At 70.4% G+C, this 17,611-nt stretch carries 17 protein-coding genes; all 17 read left to right on the forward strand.

Translation table 11 applies throughout. The features are described from left to right. Positions 1-134 precede the first annotated feature (134 nt). The 17 genes from AC1DXT_RS14345 to AC1DXT_RS14425 all read left to right on the forward strand — a co-directional run bounded on the left by AC1DXT_RS14345 (position 135) and on the right by AC1DXT_RS14425 (position 17,605). Positions 135-1,211, forward strand: coding sequence for a type IV pilus modification PilV family protein (locus AC1DXT_RS14345; protein ID WP_477061981.1), 1,077 nt, complete (start codon positions 135-137; stop codon positions 1,209-1,211). Continuing rightward, a complete protein-coding gene (locus AC1DXT_RS14350) occupies positions 1,208-1,981 on the forward strand; it encodes a type IV pilus modification PilV family protein (RefSeq protein ID WP_477061982.1) in 774 nt (257 codons plus the stop codon). The genes AC1DXT_RS14345 and AC1DXT_RS14350 overlap by 4 nt, the downstream gene beginning before the upstream one ends. Continuing rightward, on the forward strand, positions 1,978-3,942 hold the full coding sequence (locus AC1DXT_RS14355) for a pilus assembly PilX family protein (RefSeq protein ID WP_477061983.1): 1,965 nt from the start codon (positions 1,978-1,980) through the stop codon (positions 3,940-3,942). Before AC1DXT_RS14350 ends, AC1DXT_RS14355 begins: the two co-directional genes overlap by 4 nt. A 157-nt stretch (positions 3,943-4,099) precedes the next feature. After that, positions 4,100-5,875, forward strand: coding sequence for a prepilin-type N-terminal cleavage/methylation domain-containing protein (locus AC1DXT_RS14360; RefSeq protein ID WP_477061984.1), 1,776 nt, complete (start codon positions 4,100-4,102; stop codon positions 5,873-5,875). Further along, on the forward strand, positions 5,868-6,530 hold the full coding sequence (locus AC1DXT_RS14365; RefSeq protein WP_477061985.1) for a PulJ/GspJ family protein: 663 nt from the start codon (positions 5,868-5,870) through the stop codon (positions 6,528-6,530). Before AC1DXT_RS14360 ends, AC1DXT_RS14365 begins: the two co-directional genes overlap by 8 nt. Before the next feature lie 26 nt (positions 6,531-6,556). Then, complete coding sequence (locus AC1DXT_RS14370) at positions 6,557-8,110, forward strand: hypothetical protein (protein ID WP_477061986.1); 1,554 nt, start codon at positions 6,557-6,559, stop codon at positions 8,108-8,110. A gap of 28 nt (positions 8,111-8,138) precedes the next feature. After that, entirely contained in the window at positions 8,139-8,948 is an 810-nt protein-coding gene (locus tag AC1DXT_RS14375) for a prepilin peptidase (protein ID WP_477061987.1), read from the forward strand. A 101-nt stretch (positions 8,949-9,049) separates the two neighbouring features. Further along, complete coding sequence (gene pilM / locus AC1DXT_RS14380) at positions 9,050-10,114, forward strand: type IV pilus assembly protein PilM (RefSeq protein WP_477061988.1); 1,065 nt, start codon at positions 9,050-9,052, stop codon at positions 10,112-10,114. Next, positions 10,111-10,809: a PilN domain-containing protein gene (locus AC1DXT_RS14385; RefSeq protein WP_477061989.1), complete on the forward strand. Its 699-nt coding sequence runs from the start codon at positions 10,111-10,113 to the stop codon at positions 10,807-10,809. The genes pilM and AC1DXT_RS14385 overlap by 4 nt, the downstream gene beginning before the upstream one ends. A gap of 1 nt (position 10,810) precedes the next feature. Beyond that, entirely contained in the window at positions 10,811-11,617 is an 807-nt protein-coding gene (locus AC1DXT_RS14390) for a hypothetical protein (RefSeq protein ID WP_477061990.1), read from the forward strand. Between the two features lie 73 nt (positions 11,618-11,690). After that, positions 11,691-12,881 carry a chorismate synthase gene (gene aroC / locus AC1DXT_RS14395; protein ID WP_477061991.1) on the forward strand — a complete coding sequence of 397 codons (1,191 nt, stop codon included), beginning with the start codon at positions 11,691-11,693 and terminating at the stop codon, positions 12,879-12,881. Continuing rightward, entirely contained in the window at positions 12,878-13,435 is a 558-nt protein-coding gene (locus AC1DXT_RS14400) for a shikimate kinase (RefSeq protein WP_477061992.1), read from the forward strand. Before aroC ends, AC1DXT_RS14400 begins: the two co-directional genes overlap by 4 nt. Beyond that, positions 13,432-14,556 (forward strand): 3-dehydroquinate synthase, encoded by a 1,125-nt coding sequence (gene aroB / locus AC1DXT_RS14405; RefSeq protein WP_477061993.1) that lies wholly within the window; start codon positions 13,432-13,434, stop codon positions 14,554-14,556. The genes AC1DXT_RS14400 and aroB overlap by 4 nt, the downstream gene beginning before the upstream one ends. A gap of 30 nt (positions 14,557-14,586) precedes the next feature. Then, a complete protein-coding gene (locus AC1DXT_RS14410; RefSeq protein WP_477061994.1) occupies positions 14,587-15,027 on the forward strand; it encodes a type II 3-dehydroquinate dehydratase in 441 nt (146 codons plus the stop codon). Positions 15,028-15,150: 123 nt separating this feature from the next. Continuing rightward, positions 15,151-15,714 carry an elongation factor P gene (efp, locus tag AC1DXT_RS14415; RefSeq protein ID WP_056094949.1) on the forward strand — a complete coding sequence of 188 codons (564 nt, stop codon included), beginning with the start codon at positions 15,151-15,153 and terminating at the stop codon, positions 15,712-15,714. Position 15,715: 1 nt separating this feature from the next. After that, positions 15,716-16,132 carry a transcription antitermination factor NusB gene (gene nusB / locus AC1DXT_RS14420; protein ID WP_477061995.1) on the forward strand — a complete coding sequence of 139 codons (417 nt, stop codon included), beginning with the start codon at positions 15,716-15,718 and terminating at the stop codon, positions 16,130-16,132. A 231-nt stretch (positions 16,133-16,363) separates the two neighbouring features. Further along, a complete protein-coding gene (locus AC1DXT_RS14425; RefSeq protein ID WP_477061996.1) occupies positions 16,364-17,605 on the forward strand; it encodes a sugar ABC transporter substrate-binding protein in 1,242 nt (413 codons plus the stop codon). The last annotated feature ends 6 nt before the right edge of the window (positions 17,606-17,611 follow it).

Here is a 17,611-nt window from a genome sequence, read left to right on the forward strand (position 1 = left end):
GGGTGGATGTCTGACCATCGGTCAGGGATCCACCCGGCAGTGACAGGTGCGGCCGCCCCCMCGGGGCGGCCGCACTGCATTGCCCCGCGGCGCGATCCGCCCAGCTGCACCCCCGTTCTCGGAGAGGTACGCACGTGGTCAAGGTGTTCAGGGAGCGCACGTCCCGGAGGGACGACGGCTTCTCGCTGATCGAGGTCGTCATCGCCATGGTCGTCCTGGGCACGATGGCGGTCGCGGTGATCGGCGTGATCATGAACACGCAGGCGCTCGGCGTGACCAACCGGTCTCGAGTCGCGGCGGCGAACCTGGCGGCTCGCGAGGTGGACATCCTGCGCGAGGAGTTCTCCCGGACGGCCGACGCGCCGATGAACATCGCCAACCAGGGCACCGTCACCAACCCGCACCCGCTCGCCGGCGGCACCGCCGGGCAGCCGCTGCGCGTCGACGGCAAGGCGTACACCGTGCAGCGCAGCGTCGCGTGGAACATCACGGGCGAGGGGGCTTCGGCGTGTTCCGGGGGAGTGGGCGTCAAGTACCCGACCCTCCGCGTGACCGTCTCGGTGACGTGGTCGTCGATGGGGACGACGGAGCCCGTCGTCTCGCGTTCGTCGTTCGCGCCGCGCAAGGACGACAAGGTTCTCGGCTTCAACGGCTACGTCGCGGTGAAGGTCTCCGATGCCACCGGCGGCGCGAGCGTCGGGCGGACGGTCGTCGTGTCCTCGGCAGCCGAGACGCGATCCGGTGTCACCGACTCGTCCGGGTGCGCCGTCGTGCAGGTGAACCCGGCGCTCACCGGGAGCTCCTACTCCGCACGCGTCGCCGACGCGAACTTCGTCGACATGTCGAGCACGAGCGGGCCGACCAAGATCGTCGGGGTCGTCGCACGCGGGCAGCTCAACAACACCACGACCTTCACCGTGGCTCAGGCGGCGACCCTCACGCTGCGGTTCGTCACCGCCGCGGGTGCCCCCGCGACGCCGGCCGAGGTCGCGGGCGGGCAGGTGTCGGTCACGGCGGCCGAGTTCGCCGGCGCGAGCGGGACCAAGCTGATCCCGGTGACGGGCACGACCATGGTGGTCACCGGCCTGTGGCCGACGCAGTACACGGCTTTCTGGGGCAGCACGCCCTCGGGGGATCCGAACACCCCGGTGGTGATCCCTGCGGGCGGCTCGGGGACCATCGACGTCAAGCTCCCGGCGGTGACCCCGTGACCGCCCTCCGCCCGGTGCGCCGGGACCAGCGGGGGTCGTCCCTCGCGGAGCTGCTGGTCACGATGATGATCCTCTCCGTGGTCATCATCGCGACGGCGACGTTGACCATCGGGTTCCAGCGGACCAACGGGCAGAACATCACCCGGCAGCAGCAGGTGGACGTCGCACGGTCCGCCAGCGAGCGGCTCAGCAAGGTCGTCCGCACCGCGGTCAAGCCCAGTCAGCTGATCGACTGCGTGACCTCAGCGTGCGACGACATCACGGCGTTCATCTCCGCGTCCGGAAGCGGGATGCAGTTCTACGCGAACCTCGACAACGGTGGGAACTCGATCGGCGCGAGCAAGGTGTCCTATGCGGTCGCGACGACCGGTGCGGACGCCGGCGTCCTCATCGAGAAGATCCAGATCCCCGACCACGACGCGGCGGGCAAGCCTGTCCTGACGTCGACCGGGTACACCTACTGCAACGCGGAGCTGGCGAGCGCTCCCGCGTCGTGCAAGGCGAACCTCAAGGTCCGCCGGGTGGCCACCGGGGTGATCACGTCGCCGACGCCCCTGTTCTCGTACTTCGACGACCTCGGACAGCCCATGCCTGTCGCGCCCGGCGCCGCGCTGACCGTCGACCAGATCAGCAAGGTGCTCGCGATCGAGCTCAACGTCAAGGTCGAGCTCAAGACCGCGTCGGCGGTCAAGCCGACCACGTACATCCAGCGCGTCCTGCTGCCGAACTCACAAGCGGTCCTACGTCCCGGAGATGAGTCCACGCCATGACGGATCAGACGCCTTCCCGCCGCCGGAGCCTGCTGCGTGCGCAGCGCTCGGACGCAGGCGCAGCCATCGTGCTCGTCATCGGCTCGATGCTGGTCCTCGCCATGCTGGCGCTGACCGCGCTGTCGTTCTCGCTGTCCGGGACGAAGTTCGCGCGGTTCGACCAGGACTACACCGGTGCCATGGCCGCCGCCCAGTCCGGGGTCGAGGACTTCATCAGCCGGATGAACCGCGAGGACGTCTACGGCTACACGCCCGACTGCAGCAACCCGGCGTGGAAGGGCCCCATGCCCACGGCGAGCAACTCGTGCTCGTGGTCGCCGACCACGGCGCCCGGGTGGCAGGTCGTCGAGGCGGGGCAGACCGGCCCGAAGGCGGCCGCCTTCCACTACTCGGTCGACTCGAGCAAGCAAGGAGTCGGCATCTACCAGCTCTACGTCACCGGGCGGGTGAACAACCGCTACCGGACGATCGACGTGACGGTGGGCAAGGGCGGCTCGACGGACTACGTGTACTACACCGACTTCGAGTCCGCCGACCCGGCGAACGTCCAGGCCTACGACCCCAGCGGGACGACCAAGGTGGTCTGCGGCAAGGACGGCTCCACCAACGCGTCGTACTGGCACTCGTCCGCCGCGACCGACGGCAAGCCCTCACGCTCGGGCAAGGGGTGCGTGGAGATCCAGTTCGTCGGTGGCGACGAGCTGGACGGCGAGGTCATGACGAACGACACGATCTACGCGAACCTGCGAGGCGGGAAGAAGGCGCTGTTCAAGAAGCAGGTGTGGACCGCGGACCAGGACTGCAAGACCGCGACGGCGGCCGCCAGCACCTGGGAGGCGGCCTGCCTGCGCTCGGGCAGCGTCGCCGACTTCAACGGCATCCAGCCGAAGGCCCACGACCCCCTGTACCTCGAGGACTCGTCAGCCGCCTTCGCGAGCGTGCCCGGCTGCCACTACTTCGGTTCCACCCGGATCAAGTTCACCGCCGACGGCAAGATGACGGTCTGGAACAAGACCTCCGTCAACGGCAACCAGGCGCCGCTCGCGGTCCCCATCCCCGGCGGCGCGACCCCGTCCTGCGGCGACCTCATCTCGTTGAACAGCGACGCCGGCGCCACGGTGGCGGTGCCGAACGAGATGGCGGTGTACGTGGCCGCCTCCGCGAGCCTGACCGCTCAGCGCCAGTGCTACGCCCAGGAGCTCGGCGGGGGGACGTCATCGTCCGACCGCCTGCCGCTGGGCACCTACAACGGGACCCCGCCCGCCACCAAGGACAGCACCTACACGGCCGACGCCAACATGCTCGAGGTCACCAAGTACTGCGGCCAGGGCAACCTCTACGCCGAGGGCGTCCTCAAGGGCCGGGTGACGCTCGCCGCCGCCCAGTCGATCATCATGACCGGCGACCTCGTCATGGCGGGCGGGACCGGCACCGGCAGCACCGACATGCTCGGCCTCGTCGCCACCAACGCCGTCGAGGTGTTCCACCCGCGGGTGGGCACCGTGAAGTCGATCGGCAAGTGCACGAAGACGGACCCCGTGGACGGCAGCTGCACGAAGTACAGCACCACGCAGTTCGAGTGGACGACGAAGGTGACGGGTGAGGCCGACGTCGCAGGATGGCCGCGGCGGTACAAGGAGCCGTCGGCGTCGGTGTACACGCCGGTCGACGGCATCCAGATCGCGGGGTCGATCCAGACGCTGCAGCACTCGTTCCTCGTGCAGAAGTACGACGTCGGCGGAGACGCCGGCACGCTCCTGGTCGTCGGTTCCATCGCGCAGAGATGGCGCGGGATCGTCGGCGAGACGGTCAGCGGCGTCTTCAACGGCTACCTGAAGCTGTACAAGTACGACACCCGCCTCCAGTACTCGACGCCTCCGTACTTCCCCAAGTGGGCGAACGCCAAGTACACGCTGCGCTACAGCGGCGAGGTGACCACCCCGCCGGCGGTCAAGAGCTGAGTTGTCGGAGCAGTTTCGCGCTCCAGGCTCAAGTTACGCGGCAGATGTGCCGTTCAGGGCGTAGGAGCAGGCACGTGCACCGCTCTCACACCTTGGTGTGCATCGACGAGGGTGGCGGGAAGGCAGGTCTGCAGTGAGAGAACGCATTCGCGGTCGAGTGGTTGCGGCGCACACGGACGACGGCTTCACGCTCATCGAGGTCATCGTGGCGATGTTCGTGACCGTGACGGTGATGCTCTCCTTGTCGTACTCCGTCATCTCCAGCCTGAAGACGATCCAGCAGGCACGCCAGCGCCAGACGGCGACAGCGCTCGCGACCCAGCAGCTCGAGCGCCTGCGCGCTCTCCCGTACGACATGGTGACGCAGCCCAACGCGACCATGACCGTCAAGGCCGGACTGTCCTACGTCTCGGCCGTCGCGGGCACCACCACGTTCACGCYGTCTGCGCAGCTCCTTCCGTCCGTCGCCGAGCCGCTCGTGGTCAACACGGTCTCCGGCCAGTGGACCGACGAGTCGATCAACGGCGTGACGTACCGGGTGCAGACCTACGTCACCAAGTCGGCACCCACGTCCTCAGGCTCGCAGGCCTTCAACCTCACGGCGATCGTGAAGTGGAAGAGCTCGGTGATCCCCGCGGGGCGGGAGACGGTGCTGCGCTCGACCACGTTCTCTCCCGCCGGCTGCCTGTCGACGGCCACCAGCCCCTTCGCCGCTCCGTGCCAGGCCTACTTCACGGTGCGCGCCGGGGAGGCGCTGAGCGGCGTGACCGTGACCGACCCGGTCGACTCGGCCATGCTCATGCAGGGCCTGGACGCGTCGAAGCTCCAGCTCGACTTCGCGAACACCTCGACGAACTTCCTCGTCGAGCAGACCGCCAACGGGACCGCGGGCGCCGCGACCTCCGGGGCGTCGAAGGTGGGGTCCACCACGATCGAGACCGGTGGAGAGTCGGCAGGTGTCGCCGTGGACTCCGACCCGTCCTCCGTCCCGGCCCAGTCGCTCGCGGCCAACACCCCCGCCCACTCGTCCAGCACCCTGACGGCCTCCGGCTCGGCCGGAACGCTGCGGTTGGTCCCGTCCACCGCCGACTCGGGCTCGGCGCGGGCGGCCATCTTCGCCGACACCGCGACGTGCGTCGGTGCGACCGGCACCTCCTTGTCGACAGGGCCGGCGTCGATGCTGCGGCCGTGCGCGTCATCCACCGTCCAGTCCGCCGGGTCGGCAGCCACGCTCACCTACACCTCGCCCAGCGGCACGGACGTGACGGTGGCCTCCTTCGGCACCGGTGGCGCTCCTTCGCGGGCCGTGGCGGCGATCCTCGGTGCGAACAACACCGGCGCGTGCGCGGCCGGCGGCAACGTCGACTGCGGGCACGCGGCCTCCGCCCGCTCGCTCGGCACGGCAAGCTTCGGCACCTCGGCGTTCGCGTCGGCGCCCGCGGGGTTCGTGCAGAACCAGGGTCTGTGGTCGGTCAGCGGTCTGCAGGAGTACGTCCGCTCGGAGGAGGGCTACGGCGCCGGAGCTCCCGCGTTCACCCGGACCGGCACGCTCGTCGTCTGGAACGGCACGGGGTACACCACCGTGAACCTCGCGACCTACCAGACGCCCGCGACGGGAAGCGTCCCGGCGTCGGACACGTTCGCCATCCCGCCGACGAGCATCGGGTACGGGGGTGTCACGATCGACTACGAGGGCACCGTGACGGTGCAGCGTCCCAAGGTGACGCGTCTGCCGGCGACGAGGACCGGAGCGCTCTCGACGATCTGCAAGACGGATGCCTGCGAGACGTCGGTCGACGCCTCGGGATCCGTGACCTCGCAGGTGACGGTCACGATCAGCAGCGGAGCCACTGTGCTCACGAAGTTCGCGGTGGTGAGCGACCTCGGTGGTGTCACGGCCGACGCGACGTACAAGGCTGCGGCAAATGCGTGAGCTTCGGCGCCGGTGGCTCGCCTCTCGGGCGCGCCCGAGCACCGACTCGGGGATGACGCTCGCCGAGGTTCTCGTCTCGATGATGGTCTTCTCGATCGCGATGGCCATGATCATGTCGGCCGTCATCGCCGTCATGGGCGTCACCAAGGAGTCGCAGGGGGCGTCCGACGCGGTGTTCGCCACGCGGCAGGCTCTGGCGACCATCGACCGGCAGGTCCGGTCGGGCAACGTGCTGTTCAGTCCGGCGGACGAGGTCGCGTTCGTCTCGACGTGCCAGGACATGGGCACCAACAAGGGCTCGTGCATGCGGATCTTCACACAGTCCAACGGCGCCGAGAAGTGCGTGCAGTGGCAGATGGCGGCCGACGGCACGGGCACGTACCAGCTGCAGATGCGTAGCTGGGAGACCACCTGGCAGACCGGCGGGACGGTGACCGGCTGGGGCGTCGTCGCACGCGGCTTGACGATGGCTCAGGCGCCGTTCGAGCTCGATGTCGGCGCGGGGAACATCTACGGCGAGCGGTTGCTCAAGGTGCACCTCGTGGCACGGAATGCCGAGTCCGGCCGCGACGTCGCCGTCGATGCGTCGATATCGGGTCGCAACACCAGCTATGGCTACACGGGCAGCCAGTGCGTCCCGGTCCCGCCGGCATGATCCAGACGGAAGGCGTGAAGACGATGATGCGTAGGTTCCTCCCTCGGCGCGACGACGACGGCGTCGCGCTCGTCGCCGCCATGGCGGTCGTGATGCTGGTCGGGATTCTCGTGGTGGTGTCCATCAAGATCGCGATCGCGGAGTCGACAGCGACAGGGCGGGACCGCCAGCGGTCGTCGGCCGTGTCCGTCGCAGAGTCGCAGGTCGACACGATCATGGCGCAGATCCAGTCGTCGGCACCGGCGGCGTTGACGTCGTTCTGCGGCACGCTCGCGGGTTCAGCGGACGTCGCGCGCGACGACTTCGGCGTCTCCTCGACGGTCACCTACTACAAGGCCGACGGCGTGACTGCGGTGCCGTGCGCCTCGATCCCCACCACGCAGGTGGCCTACGCGAAGATCCGCACGGCCGCGACATCAGACTCGCTCGCCGGCACGTCAGCGGCGAAGCGTTCCGTCGAGAGCCTCGTACGACTCACGCCGGCCTACGGCAACGACCTCGACAAGGCCATCTTCTCGAACTCCAACCTGACGATGTCGAACAAGACGGTGCTCACCAGCGCCTCCGGCACCCCCGACGCCGACGTGTACACCAACGGCGACTTCTACTGCCGGAACAACCAGGAGTTCCACGGGTCGATCTACGCCCAGGGCTCCGTCTACCTCGAGTCGCAGTGCACGGTCTCGGTCGACGTCTGGGCCAAGGGCAAGGTCCAGATCACCAACCCGTCGGCATCGGTCGGCGGGCGGGTGCTCTCGTCGACGAGCACGGTCAGCCTCGACAAGGCGGCGCTCGGCCAGCAGGCCCGCGCGAAGGGCGCCGTCTCGGGACAGGTGTGCGGGACCGCCGGCAAGTGCTTCTCGAACGTCGCGGTGGACGCACCCCCGACCGTCGCGTTCCCTGAGCTCGTGTGGGACGCCGCGACGCAGGCGCAGTGGGCTGCCCACGGGTACACCAACGTCGTGACGTTCCCGCAGGGCATCTACACGTGCGGCCTGTACGGCGGGACCGACAAGGTCACCGGCCCGGACGGCAAGGCGGTCAACCTCAACGGCAAGGCCGACGGGGTCGGGATGTGGCTCTACGCCAACTCCTACAAGCTCACCGGTCCGACGATCGTCATCAACACCTGCCCGACGAGCAAGATCATCCTGCAGGGCGTCGGGATCCTGATGAAGGACAACCTCCTGCTCGTCTCCCGTGCAGGCATCCAGTTCACCAACAACTCGCAGATCACCTCGGTGGCCGGCACTGCGACCGCCGCCGACCCGAACCTGCTCTACTTCATCCAGCCGGCGTCGTACTACGGAACGACGACGACCTGCTCGGGGGAGGGCATCTCCCTCGACAACCAGGTCTCGGTGGACAGCACGGTGAACACGCTGCTGTACTCGCCGTGCGCGATCCGCAAGGCGAACCAGTCGACGATCGTCGGCCAGGTCTACTCGGGATCGACCCTCTCGGTCGACAACCAGCTCGACATGGCGTACGTGCCGCTGCCCGTCTGGGGTGGCATCGCGTCACAGGCCTCGATCGACTCCTACTCCATCGAGATCCTCTACAAGCGCGAGTCCGCGTGACGGCCGCCGGAACGGGAGCGACGACGCGGTGACCGTGGTACCTGACGACGTCCTGAACGTCGCCCTCGTCCTCGCGGTCGGTGTGATCGGCCTCCTGATCGGCTCGTTCCTCAACGTCGTCGTCTGGCGCGTGCCGCGGGGGGAGTCGGTGGTGAACCCGCCGAGCGCCTGCCCGCGGTGCGGCCACACCATCCGGGCGCGCGACAACGTGCCCGTGCTCTCCTGGCTGCTGCTGCGGGGCCGGTGCCGTGACTGCGGCGAACCGATCTCCGCCAGGTACCCGTGGGTCGAGCTCGGGACCGGCGTCCTCTTCGCCCTCACGGCCTGGTTCGCGGGGCCGACGTGGATCCTGCCGGCGCTCCTGTACCTCGCGGCGATCTCGGTCGCGCTGGCGCTGATCGACATCGACACCAAGCGGCTGCCGAACGCCATCGTGCTGCCGGCCTACCCGGTCGCGCTCGTCCTGCTCACCCTCGCGAGCTGGAACCCCGGCGGCGAGTCGGACTGGTCCGCGCTCCTGCGGGCGGTCCTCGGCGGCGCGGTGCTGTACGCGGTCTACTTCGTCACGGTGCTGGTGTACCCCGCGGGCATGGGGTTCGGCGACGTGAAGCTCGCAGGCGTTCTCGGCCTCTACCTCGGCTGGTTCGGCTGGGGCGCGCTCTTCGTCGGGTGGTTCGCCGCCTTCCTGCTGGGCGGTCTGTTCTCCGTCGGGCTGCTCGTGCTCGGCCGCGCCGGCCGCAAGTCCGGCATCCCGTTCGGACCGTGGATGCTGCTCGGCGCCGCCGTCGGCATCGTCGCCGGTCAGCCGCTGTGGGACTGGTACATCGGCGCGCTCTGACGGCCGAGATTGCACCGAGCGATTGCGGCACAAGGCCTCAAGTCGCGACCCGCGCCACCCGATAGGACGAATGAACTCATTCGGCCGTGGGAAGGACTCTCGTGGGTACCACACGCGTTATCGGGCTGGACATCGGCTCGTCGTGCGTCCGGGCTGCGGAGCTCGAGTTCGGGAACGGCGGCCCGACGGGCAAGACGCCCCCGATGCTTGTGCGCTTCGGCCAGGTCGCCCTGCCTCTCGGCGCAGTCCGGGACGGCGAGGTCGTCCAGCCCGAGACCGTCTCCAGCGCGCTGCGGCAGCTGTGGTCGCAGGCCAAGTTCGAGTCCAAGGACGTGGTCATCGGCGTCGGCAACCAGCGTGTCGTCGTGCGCGAGCTCGACCTTCCCTGGATGCCGCTGGCCCAGCTGAAGGCGTCGCTGCCGTTCCAGGTGAGCGAGCTGCTGCCCATGTCGACGGACGACGCCCTGCTCGACTACTTCCCGACGGCCGAGTACGACGGCCCCCAGGGCCGCACGGTGCACGGCATGCTCGTCGCGGCGCAGCGGGACACCGTCAACGCGAACGTCATCGCGGTCGAAGGGGCCGGCCTGCGGCCGCGCATGGTCGACCTCAACGCCTTCGCCCTCCACCGCGCCCTCGCGCGCGGTGAGCTCGCACGGGCGACCGCGGCGTTCGTCGACATCGGCGCGACGATCACCACGGTCGTCATCTCGGCGCAGGGATCTCCCCGCCTCGTCCGGTCGCTGCCCACAGGCGGCCAGAACGTCACCGCCGCCGTCGCCACCGCGTTGGGCATCGCCGCAGCCGAGGCCGAGGCCGTCAAGCGCGAGGTCGGCATCGGCTACGCGGTCGGTCCCGAGCGGGCCGACGCGGCGGAGGCCATCAGCACCGTGGTCCGTGCGCTGGTCGAGTCGGTGCGCAACACGTTCGTCTACTACTCGAGCAACAACCCCGGTGCCGGCATCGACATGTGCGTGCTCACCGGCGGTGGATCCCACCTCCCCGGCCTCGGGCAGTACCTGTCGAGCGCGAGCCGGCTGCCGGTCACCCTCGGTGACCCGCTCGCCGGCCTCCGCTCCGCGAAGACCGTGCAGCGCGACGCGCTGAACGGACATGAGTCGTTCATCGCCCTCCCCGTCGGACTGGCCTACGGAGTTGCCGCATGACCACGCTTCTGGAACGACCGAAGGGCCGGCCGAGCGCCGGCACGGCGCTGAGCGGGACGCTCCCGCAGGTCAACCTGCTGCCGCCGGAGATCCGGGCTGCCCGTGGGTTGCGCGCCACGAAGCGCTGGCTGGTGATGAGCCTCGTCCTGGTCGTCGTCCTGTGCATCGGCGCGTTCGGGCTGGCTCTCATCTCGGGCGCTCAGGCAGCGACCGAGCTCGCGGAGGCGCAGGCAGAGACCACGCGGCTCCAGGAGGCGCAGGCGCAGTACGCCGAGGTCCCCGTGGTCCTGGCTGCACTCGACGGCGCGACGAGTGCACGTGCGACCGGCATGGCGACCGATGTGCAGTGGAAGTCGTACATCGACGCCATCGCCGCGGTGCTGCCCGCGAACGTCAGCTTCGACACCCTCACGGTGAACGTCGCGACACCCATGACCGGGGCACCGGCGCCGACCGACCCCCTGCAGCAGCCCAGCGTCGGACAGATCCAGTTCACCGCGCGGACGTCGACCATGCCGGACGTGTCCGCATGGATCGACGCCCTGAACTCCGTGCCCGGCCTGGGTGACGCGTGGGCCTCCTCGGCCACCATCACCGAGGACGAGTCCGGGATCTACTACACCGTCGCTTCGACGGTCCAGGTGAAGGACACGGCGTACTCGCACCGGTTCGACGCCATCGAGGGGGAGGGCTGACATGGCCGGCGCGAAGAAGAGCACCTGGATCGGCGGCACCGTGTTCGTCGGCGTCGTCATCGCCGCCGCGGCGTGGTTCCTTGCAGTCTCCCCGACCATGTCGGCGGCATCCGAGCTGCGCGACCAGGCCGAGCAGACGCGTGAGCAGAACGCGTTGACCGAGATGAAGGTGGCCAAGCTCAAGGCCGACTTCGAGAAGCTCCCGGAGTACAAGGCCCAGCTGGCAGTGCTGCAGCAGCAGGTCCCGACGAGCGCGATGCTCTCGGACTACCTGCGTCAGCTCGATCAGGTCGCGGCCGCTCATTCGGTGACCATCACGACGATCACGCCGTCGACGCCGCAGGCAGTGTCCGTGGCCGCACCGGTCGTCGTCGCCCCCGCCCCCGCCGAGACGCCCGCGGCCGAGGGCGAGTCGTCCTCGACGGACGGGACGGCGCCGGTCGTCGATCCCGCTGCGGTGCCCACGACACAGGGCGGCGTTCCGGCAGGGTTCACCTCGATCCCGATCGCGCTGACCGTCGTCGGCACCTACGAGAACACGAACGCCTTCCTCTACGACCTGCAGAACGTCACGACGCGGCTCTTCCTCGTCAGTGCGTTGGCAGGCACGTCGCAGGACGAGGCCGAGGCGTCCGCCGGGAAGCCGGCGACGGCGGTCGGCGACCAGGAGCTGGTCATCACCGGCTTCACGTACGTCCTGCCCGACGCCCTCGGGGTTCCCGCCCCGGTCGACCCGAACGCCGCTCCGCCGGCGCTCCCGGGTGCGGTCCCGGGCAAGAACCCGCTGGTCCCGATCGCCGGTCGCTAACCGACGTCGCACTCACGGTCCACCCTCCGGGCGTCAGCCCGGGGGGTGGACCGCGTCATGGGAGGATCCGTCCATGCTGCGTTGGTTGACCTCCGGTGAGTCCCATGGTCCGGCGCTCGTCGGCATCCTCGAGGGCCTCCCGGCGGACGTCGAGGTGCAGAGCTCCGACATCCAGGAGGCGCTCGCCCGGCGGCGGCTCGGGTACGGCCGCGGTGCGCGGATGAAGTTCGAGCAGGACGAGGTGCGGTTGCTCGGCGGGGTGCGGCACGGTCGTACGCAGGGCGGTCCGATCGCGATCGAGATCGGGAACACCGAGTGGCCCAAGTGGGTCGACGTCATGTCGTCGGACCCGGTGGCAGACCCCGACGTGCTGCTCCGGGCGCGAAATGCACCGCTCACCCGGCCTCGACCCGGGCACGCGGACCTGGTCGGCATGCGCAAGTACGGTTTCGACGACGCGCGGCCCGTGCTCGAGCGCGCCAGTGCCCGGGAGACGGCCACCCGCGTCGCGCTCGGCACCGTCGCGGCGCGGTTCCTCGAGCAGGCAGCCGGTGTGCGGCTGGTGTCGCACGTCGTGAGCATCGGACCCGTGTTCGCGCCGGACGACGCCGCACTTCCGACGCCGGACGACGCCGCGGCGCTCGACGCCGACCCGGTGCGCTGCTTCGACCCGGCGGCCTCGGCCGCGATGGTCGCGGAGATCGACGAGTGCCACAAGGACGGCGACACGCTCGGCGGCGTCGTCGAGGTGCTCGCGTACGGACTGCCGTCCGGCCTCGGCTCCTACGTGCACTCCGACCGCCGCCTCGACGGGCTGCTGGCGGCCGCGCTCATGGGCATCCAGGCCATCAAGGGCGTCGAGGTCGGTGACGGTTTCCGCACCGCGGCGCGGCGCGGGTCGCAGGCGCACGACGAGATCGAGCGGGACGCCTCCGGGCGGATCGTGCGCCGGACCAACCGCGCCGGCGGTCTCGAGGGCGGGATGACCAACGGCGAGATCCTCCGGGTGCGTGCCGCGATGAAGCCGATCTCCACGGTGCCGCGTGCGCTCGACACGGTCGACACCGCGACGGGTGAGGCCGCCAAGGCCCAGCACCAGCGCTCGGACGTCTGCGCGGTCCCGCCGGCCGCGGTCGTCGCCGAGGCGATGGTCGCCCTCGTGCTGGCCGACGCGCTGCTCGCCAAGACGGGCGGCGACTCCGTCGCGGAGGTCCGCCGGAACCTCGAGGCGTATGTCGCGTCGATCCCGGACCTGCTCGCGTGAGCCCGGCGCCGGGCCCGCACATCGTCCTCGTCGGACCTCCCGGGTCCGGCAAGTCCACGGTCGCGCTCGCCCTCGGGGAGCGGTGGCAGCTGGCCGTGCGGGACACGGACTCCGACGTCGAGGCGACGGCGGGGAAGTCGATCGCCGAGATCTTCGTGGAGGACGGCGAGCCCGTGTTCCGCGGGCTGGAGCGGGACGCGGTCCGGGACGCGCTCGCCGAGCACGACGGCGTCCTGGCGCTCGGCGGCGGGGCGGTCCTGGACGAGACCACCCAGGAGCTGCTGACCGCGTACGCGGCGGGCGGGGGAGTGATCGTGTTCCTCGACGTGACGCTGGCCCATGCCGCGCCCCGCGTGGGCTTCAACCAGTCGCGGCCGCTGCTGCTGGGCAACCCGCGGGCGCAGTGGCAGGCACTCATGGAGGCACGGAGGCCCGTGTACGAGCGCCTGGCCACCGTCCGCGTACTGACGGACGGCCAGCGGCCCGCCGACGTCGCGGAGCTGATCGAACAGGAGCTCGCGGTCCTGCGCCGCGGCGAGGGGAGCACGTCATGACCGAGTCGCGGACCGTCCGCGTGTCCGGGGACCAGCCGTACGACGTCGTGATCGGCAGGAACCTGCTCGGTGCACTCCCCGACCTGGTAGGGCCGGGAGTCCGCCGGGTCCTGGTGGTGCACCCGGCGGCGCTGGCGACGACCGCCGACGCCGTCCGGGAGGACCTGCGGGCGCACGGGTACGAGGCGTTCATCGCCGAGGTGCCGGACGCGGAGGAGGCCAAGACGGCCCAGGTGGCAGCGTTCCTGTGGCAGGTGCTCGGGCAGGCGGACTTCACACGCACCGACGCGATCGTGGCGGTGGGCGGGGGCGCGACGACGGACCTCGGCGGGTTCGTCGCCGCGACGTGGCTGCGTGGCATCCGTGTGGTCCACGTGCCCACCACGCTGCTCGCGATGGTCGACGCCGCCGTCGGGGGCAAGACGGGGATCAACACCGCGGAGGGCAAGAATCTCGTCGGCGCGTTCCACCCACCCGCCGGGGTGCTCTGCGACCTCGCCGCGCTGGAGTCCATGTCGAAGCACGACTTCGTCGCCGGGCTGGCCGAGGTGGTCAAGTGCGGCTTCATCGCGGACCCGCGCATCCTCGAGCTCGTCGAGGCGCACACCGACGTCCTCACCGATCCCGTGTCGGCGGCGTCGTCGCCCGTGCTGCTCGAGCTCGTCGAGCGCGCGGTGGCGGTCAAGGCCCGGGTGGTGGGGGAGGACCTGCGCGAGGGCGGGCTGCGCGAGATCCTCAACTACGGGCACACGTTCGCCCACGCGATCGAGCACGTCGAGCGCTTCCAGTGGCGGCACGGCGCGGCTGTCTCGGTGGGCATGGTCTACGTCGCCGAGCTCGCGCGGCTGGCCGGGCGGCTCCCCGACGAGGTCGTCGACCGGCACCGCGCGATCCTCACCTCGCTCGGGCTGCCTGTCACCTACCGCGGGGACCGCTGGGACCGGCTCCTCGCCGCCATGCGACGGGACAAGAAGACCCGCGGGGACCTGCTGCGGTTCGTCGTGCTGGAGGACATCGGCAAGCCCGTGCGCCTCGAGGGCCCCGATCCCACGCTCCTGGCCGCGGCGTACGCCGAGCTGAGCGAGGGCGCCCCGGCGCCGTCGCGAGCGATCTCCCTCTGACCAGCACGACCGTCACCTAGGCTTCCCGGCATGACGCGCGTGCTGGTGCTCAACGGTCCCAACCTCGGTCGGCTGGGGGTGCGGGAGCCCGAGGTGTACGGCTCGGCGACGCACGCAGACCTGGTGGTGTCCGTCTCCGGCTGGGCCGACGAGCTCGGCCTCGAGGTCGAGGTGCGCCAGACCGACGACGAGTCCGTGCTGGTCGGCTGGCTGCACGAGGCCGTCGACGCGCGCGCCCACGTGGCGCTCAACCCGGCGGCGTTCACGCACTACTCCTACGCCTTGCGGGACGCCGCCGCGCAGGTCACGCACGCGGGGCTCGTGCTGGTCGAGGTGCACCTGTCCAACCCGTACGCGCGCGAGTCGTTCCGGCACGTCTCGGTGATCGGACCGATCGCCACGGGCACGGTCGCCGGCTTCGGCGTGCTCGGCTACCGCCTCGCGCTGGAGGTCGTCGCCGCCCGGGTGTGACGGTGGGCAGGTCGCCGCACGGTACGATGGTCGGCGGTCTGCGGCCGGGGAGGCCGCGCACGCCCTGCAGGGGCCGCGCCTCCGGCGGACCGCACAGAACTCACTCGACAGGAAGCGACGATCGTGGCGACCACCAACGACCTCAAGAACGGCACCGTGCTGAAGATCGACGGCCAGCTGTGGACCGTGATCGAGTTCCAGCACGTCAAGCCCGGCAAGGGTGGCGCCTTCGTCCGCACCAAGCTGAAGAACGTCATGTCGGGCAAGGTCGTCGACCGGACGTTCAACGCCGGCCTGAAGGTCGAGACGGCGAACGTCGACAAGCGCGACATGCAGTACCTGTACAAGGACGGCACGGACTTCGTGTTCATGGACACGGACACGTACGACCAGATCCACATCCCCGAGGTCACGGTCGGCGACGTCTCGCACTTCCTCCTCGAGAACCAGAACGCGATGGTGGCGACGAACGAGGGCGTGCCGCTGTACGTCGAGCTCCCGCCGTCGGTGATCCTCGAGGTCACCTACACCGAGCCCGGCCTGCAGGGCGACCGCTCGTCGGCCGGCACCAAGCCCGCGACGCTGGAGACCGGCTACGAGATCCAGGTGCCGCTGTTCCTCGAGGCGAACACGAAGGTCAAGGTGGACACCCGTGACGGGAGCTACCTGGGCCGCGTGAGCGACTGAGGTGGGAGCTCGCACCAAGGCCCGTAAGCGGGCCCTCGACGTCCTCTTCGAGGCCGACCAGCGCGGCATCGACCCCGTGAGCCTGCTCGCGGACCGCATCGCGCACCCCGGCACGGAGGCCTCGCTGCCGCAGTACTCGGTGGACGTGGTCGAGGGCGTGATCGCCGAGCAGGACCGGATCGACGAGCTGCTGGCGACGCACGCCCACGGCTGGACCATCGACCGGATGCCCGCGGTCGACCGTGCCCTGCTGCGCATCGGCACGTGGGAGATCCTGTTCAACGACGATGTCCCGGACGCGGTCGCCGTGGACGAGGCCGTCGAGCTGGCGCGGTCGCTCTCCACGGACGACTCGCCGCAGTTCGTCAACGGCCTCCTGGGCCGCATCGTCGACCTCAAGCCGACGCTGCTCGCCTGACCTGCAGTCGACGCCCGCGCATCCCAGGGGAGCGCGGGCGTCGTCGTTCCCGGGTCTCGGCCGTCCGGGTGATCGTGGTGCGACCGGATGGGGCGAATGCGCAGGTGGGGCCCACAACAGGTGACTGCAAGTTGCAGCAACGCCTTGCACCGGTCGTGCTGCGCCCCTAACCTCGGGCACGCCGCGGCCCGACGACGGGTCGTGCCCGCCCGTCGAACCCCGGAGCCACCGATGCACCGTCGCATCCGCTACGCCGCCCTCCTCGCCGCGCCCCTGGCCGTTCTTGCACTCACGTCGTGCTCCAGCAGCGCGCAGAGCGCCCTCGACCCCAGCGCGGAGATCACCGTGTGGGCCGACGAGTCCAGGACCGCGGCGCTCGAGTCGCTCGGGGAGCAGTACACGGCCGACACCGGTGTCGCGGTCCACGTGGTCGGGCACGACAACGAGACCATCCGCGACGACTACTCCCAGGCCGTCGACCGCGGGGACGGGCCCGACGTCCTCATCGGTGCGCACGACTGGCTCGGACAGCTGGTGTCGACGGGCAGCGTCCTGCCGGTCGAGCTGCCGGACCCCACCGCGTTCGTGCCCGTCGCGGTCGAGGCCATGGCGTACGACCACGTGACCTACGGCGTCCCGCTGTCGACCGAGAACGTGGCGCTGGTCCGCAACGACGCGCTCGTCTCGTCGACGCCGGCGACGTTCGACGCGCTGGTCGCGCAGGGCCAGGAGGTCGTCGAGCGCGGCGCCGCCGCCTACCCGGTGCTGCTGCAGCAGACCGAGGCCGCGAGCGACCCGTACCACCTCTACCCGCTGCAGACCTCGTTCGGTGCTCCGGTGTTCGCCACCAACGAGGACGGCTCCTACTCGGACCAGCTGGCGCTCGGCGGGGACGCCGGCCACGCGTACGCGGACTACCTCGCCGCGCTCGGGGAGCAGGGCGTGCTCGACCCCGCCATCACGTCCGACGTCGCCAAGGCGGCCTTCCTGGCCGGTGAGTCGCCGTACATCGTCACCGGTCCGTGGAACACGGGGGAGTTCGTGGACGCCGGCCTGCAGATCAGCGTCCTGCCGGTGCCGCCCGCCGGCCCGCTGCCGTCCCAGCCGTTCGTGGGCGTGCAGGGCGCGTTCGTCAACAGCTCGAGCCTGCGCGCGGCGGCCGCCACGGACTTCGTGACCGACTTCCTGGCGACCCCGGACGCGCAGCTGACCCTCTACCGGGAGAGCGGGCGCGCACCGGCGCTGCGGGCCGCGGTCGAGGAGATCACCGACGACGCCGTCGTGCGCGGGTTCTCGGCCGCAGGTGCCGACGGCGCGCCGATGCCCTCGATCCCGCAGATGTCCGTCGTCTGGACGTTCTGGGGCGGCTCGGAGCACCTGGTCATCTCCCGCAGCGCGGACGCGCACCGGCTGTGGGACGAGATGGTGGCGAGCATCGCGGCGGCGATCGCTCCCGAGGCGCTCGAGCAGTAGCCGCGA

The sequence above is a fragment of the Cellulomonas sp. P1_G12_2 genome (assembly GCF_056405535.1).

Coding starts and splice junctions, on each gene's coding strand:
- AC1DXT_RS14425 (WP_477061996.1), top strand. CDS start 16,364: ATGCACCGTCGCATCCGCTACGCCGCCCTCCTCGCCGCGCCCCTGGCC.
- aroC (WP_477061991.1), top strand. CDS start 11,691: ATGCTGCGTTGGTTGACCTCCGGTGAGTCCCATGGTCCGGCGCTCGTC.
- AC1DXT_RS14365 (WP_477061985.1), top strand. CDS start 5,868: ATGCGTGAGCTTCGGCGCCGGTGGCTCGCCTCTCGGGCGCGCCCGAGC.
- aroB (WP_477061993.1), top strand. CDS start 13,432: ATGACCGAGTCGCGGACCGTCCGCGTGTCCGGGGACCAGCCGTACGAC.
- AC1DXT_RS14385 (WP_477061989.1), top strand. CDS start 10,111: ATGACCACGCTTCTGGAACGACCGAAGGGCCGGCCGAGCGCCGGCACG.
- AC1DXT_RS14370 (WP_477061986.1), top strand. CDS start 6,557: ATGCGTAGGTTCCTCCCTCGGCGCGACGACGACGGCGTCGCGCTCGTC.
- AC1DXT_RS14355 (WP_477061983.1), top strand. CDS start 1,978: ATGACGGATCAGACGCCTTCCCGCCGCCGGAGCCTGCTGCGTGCGCAG.
- AC1DXT_RS14390 (WP_477061990.1), top strand. CDS start 10,811: ATGGCCGGCGCGAAGAAGAGCACCTGGATCGGCGGCACCGTGTTCGTC.
- AC1DXT_RS14410 (WP_477061994.1), top strand. CDS start 14,587: ATGACGCGCGTGCTGGTGCTCAACGGTCCCAACCTCGGTCGGCTGGGG.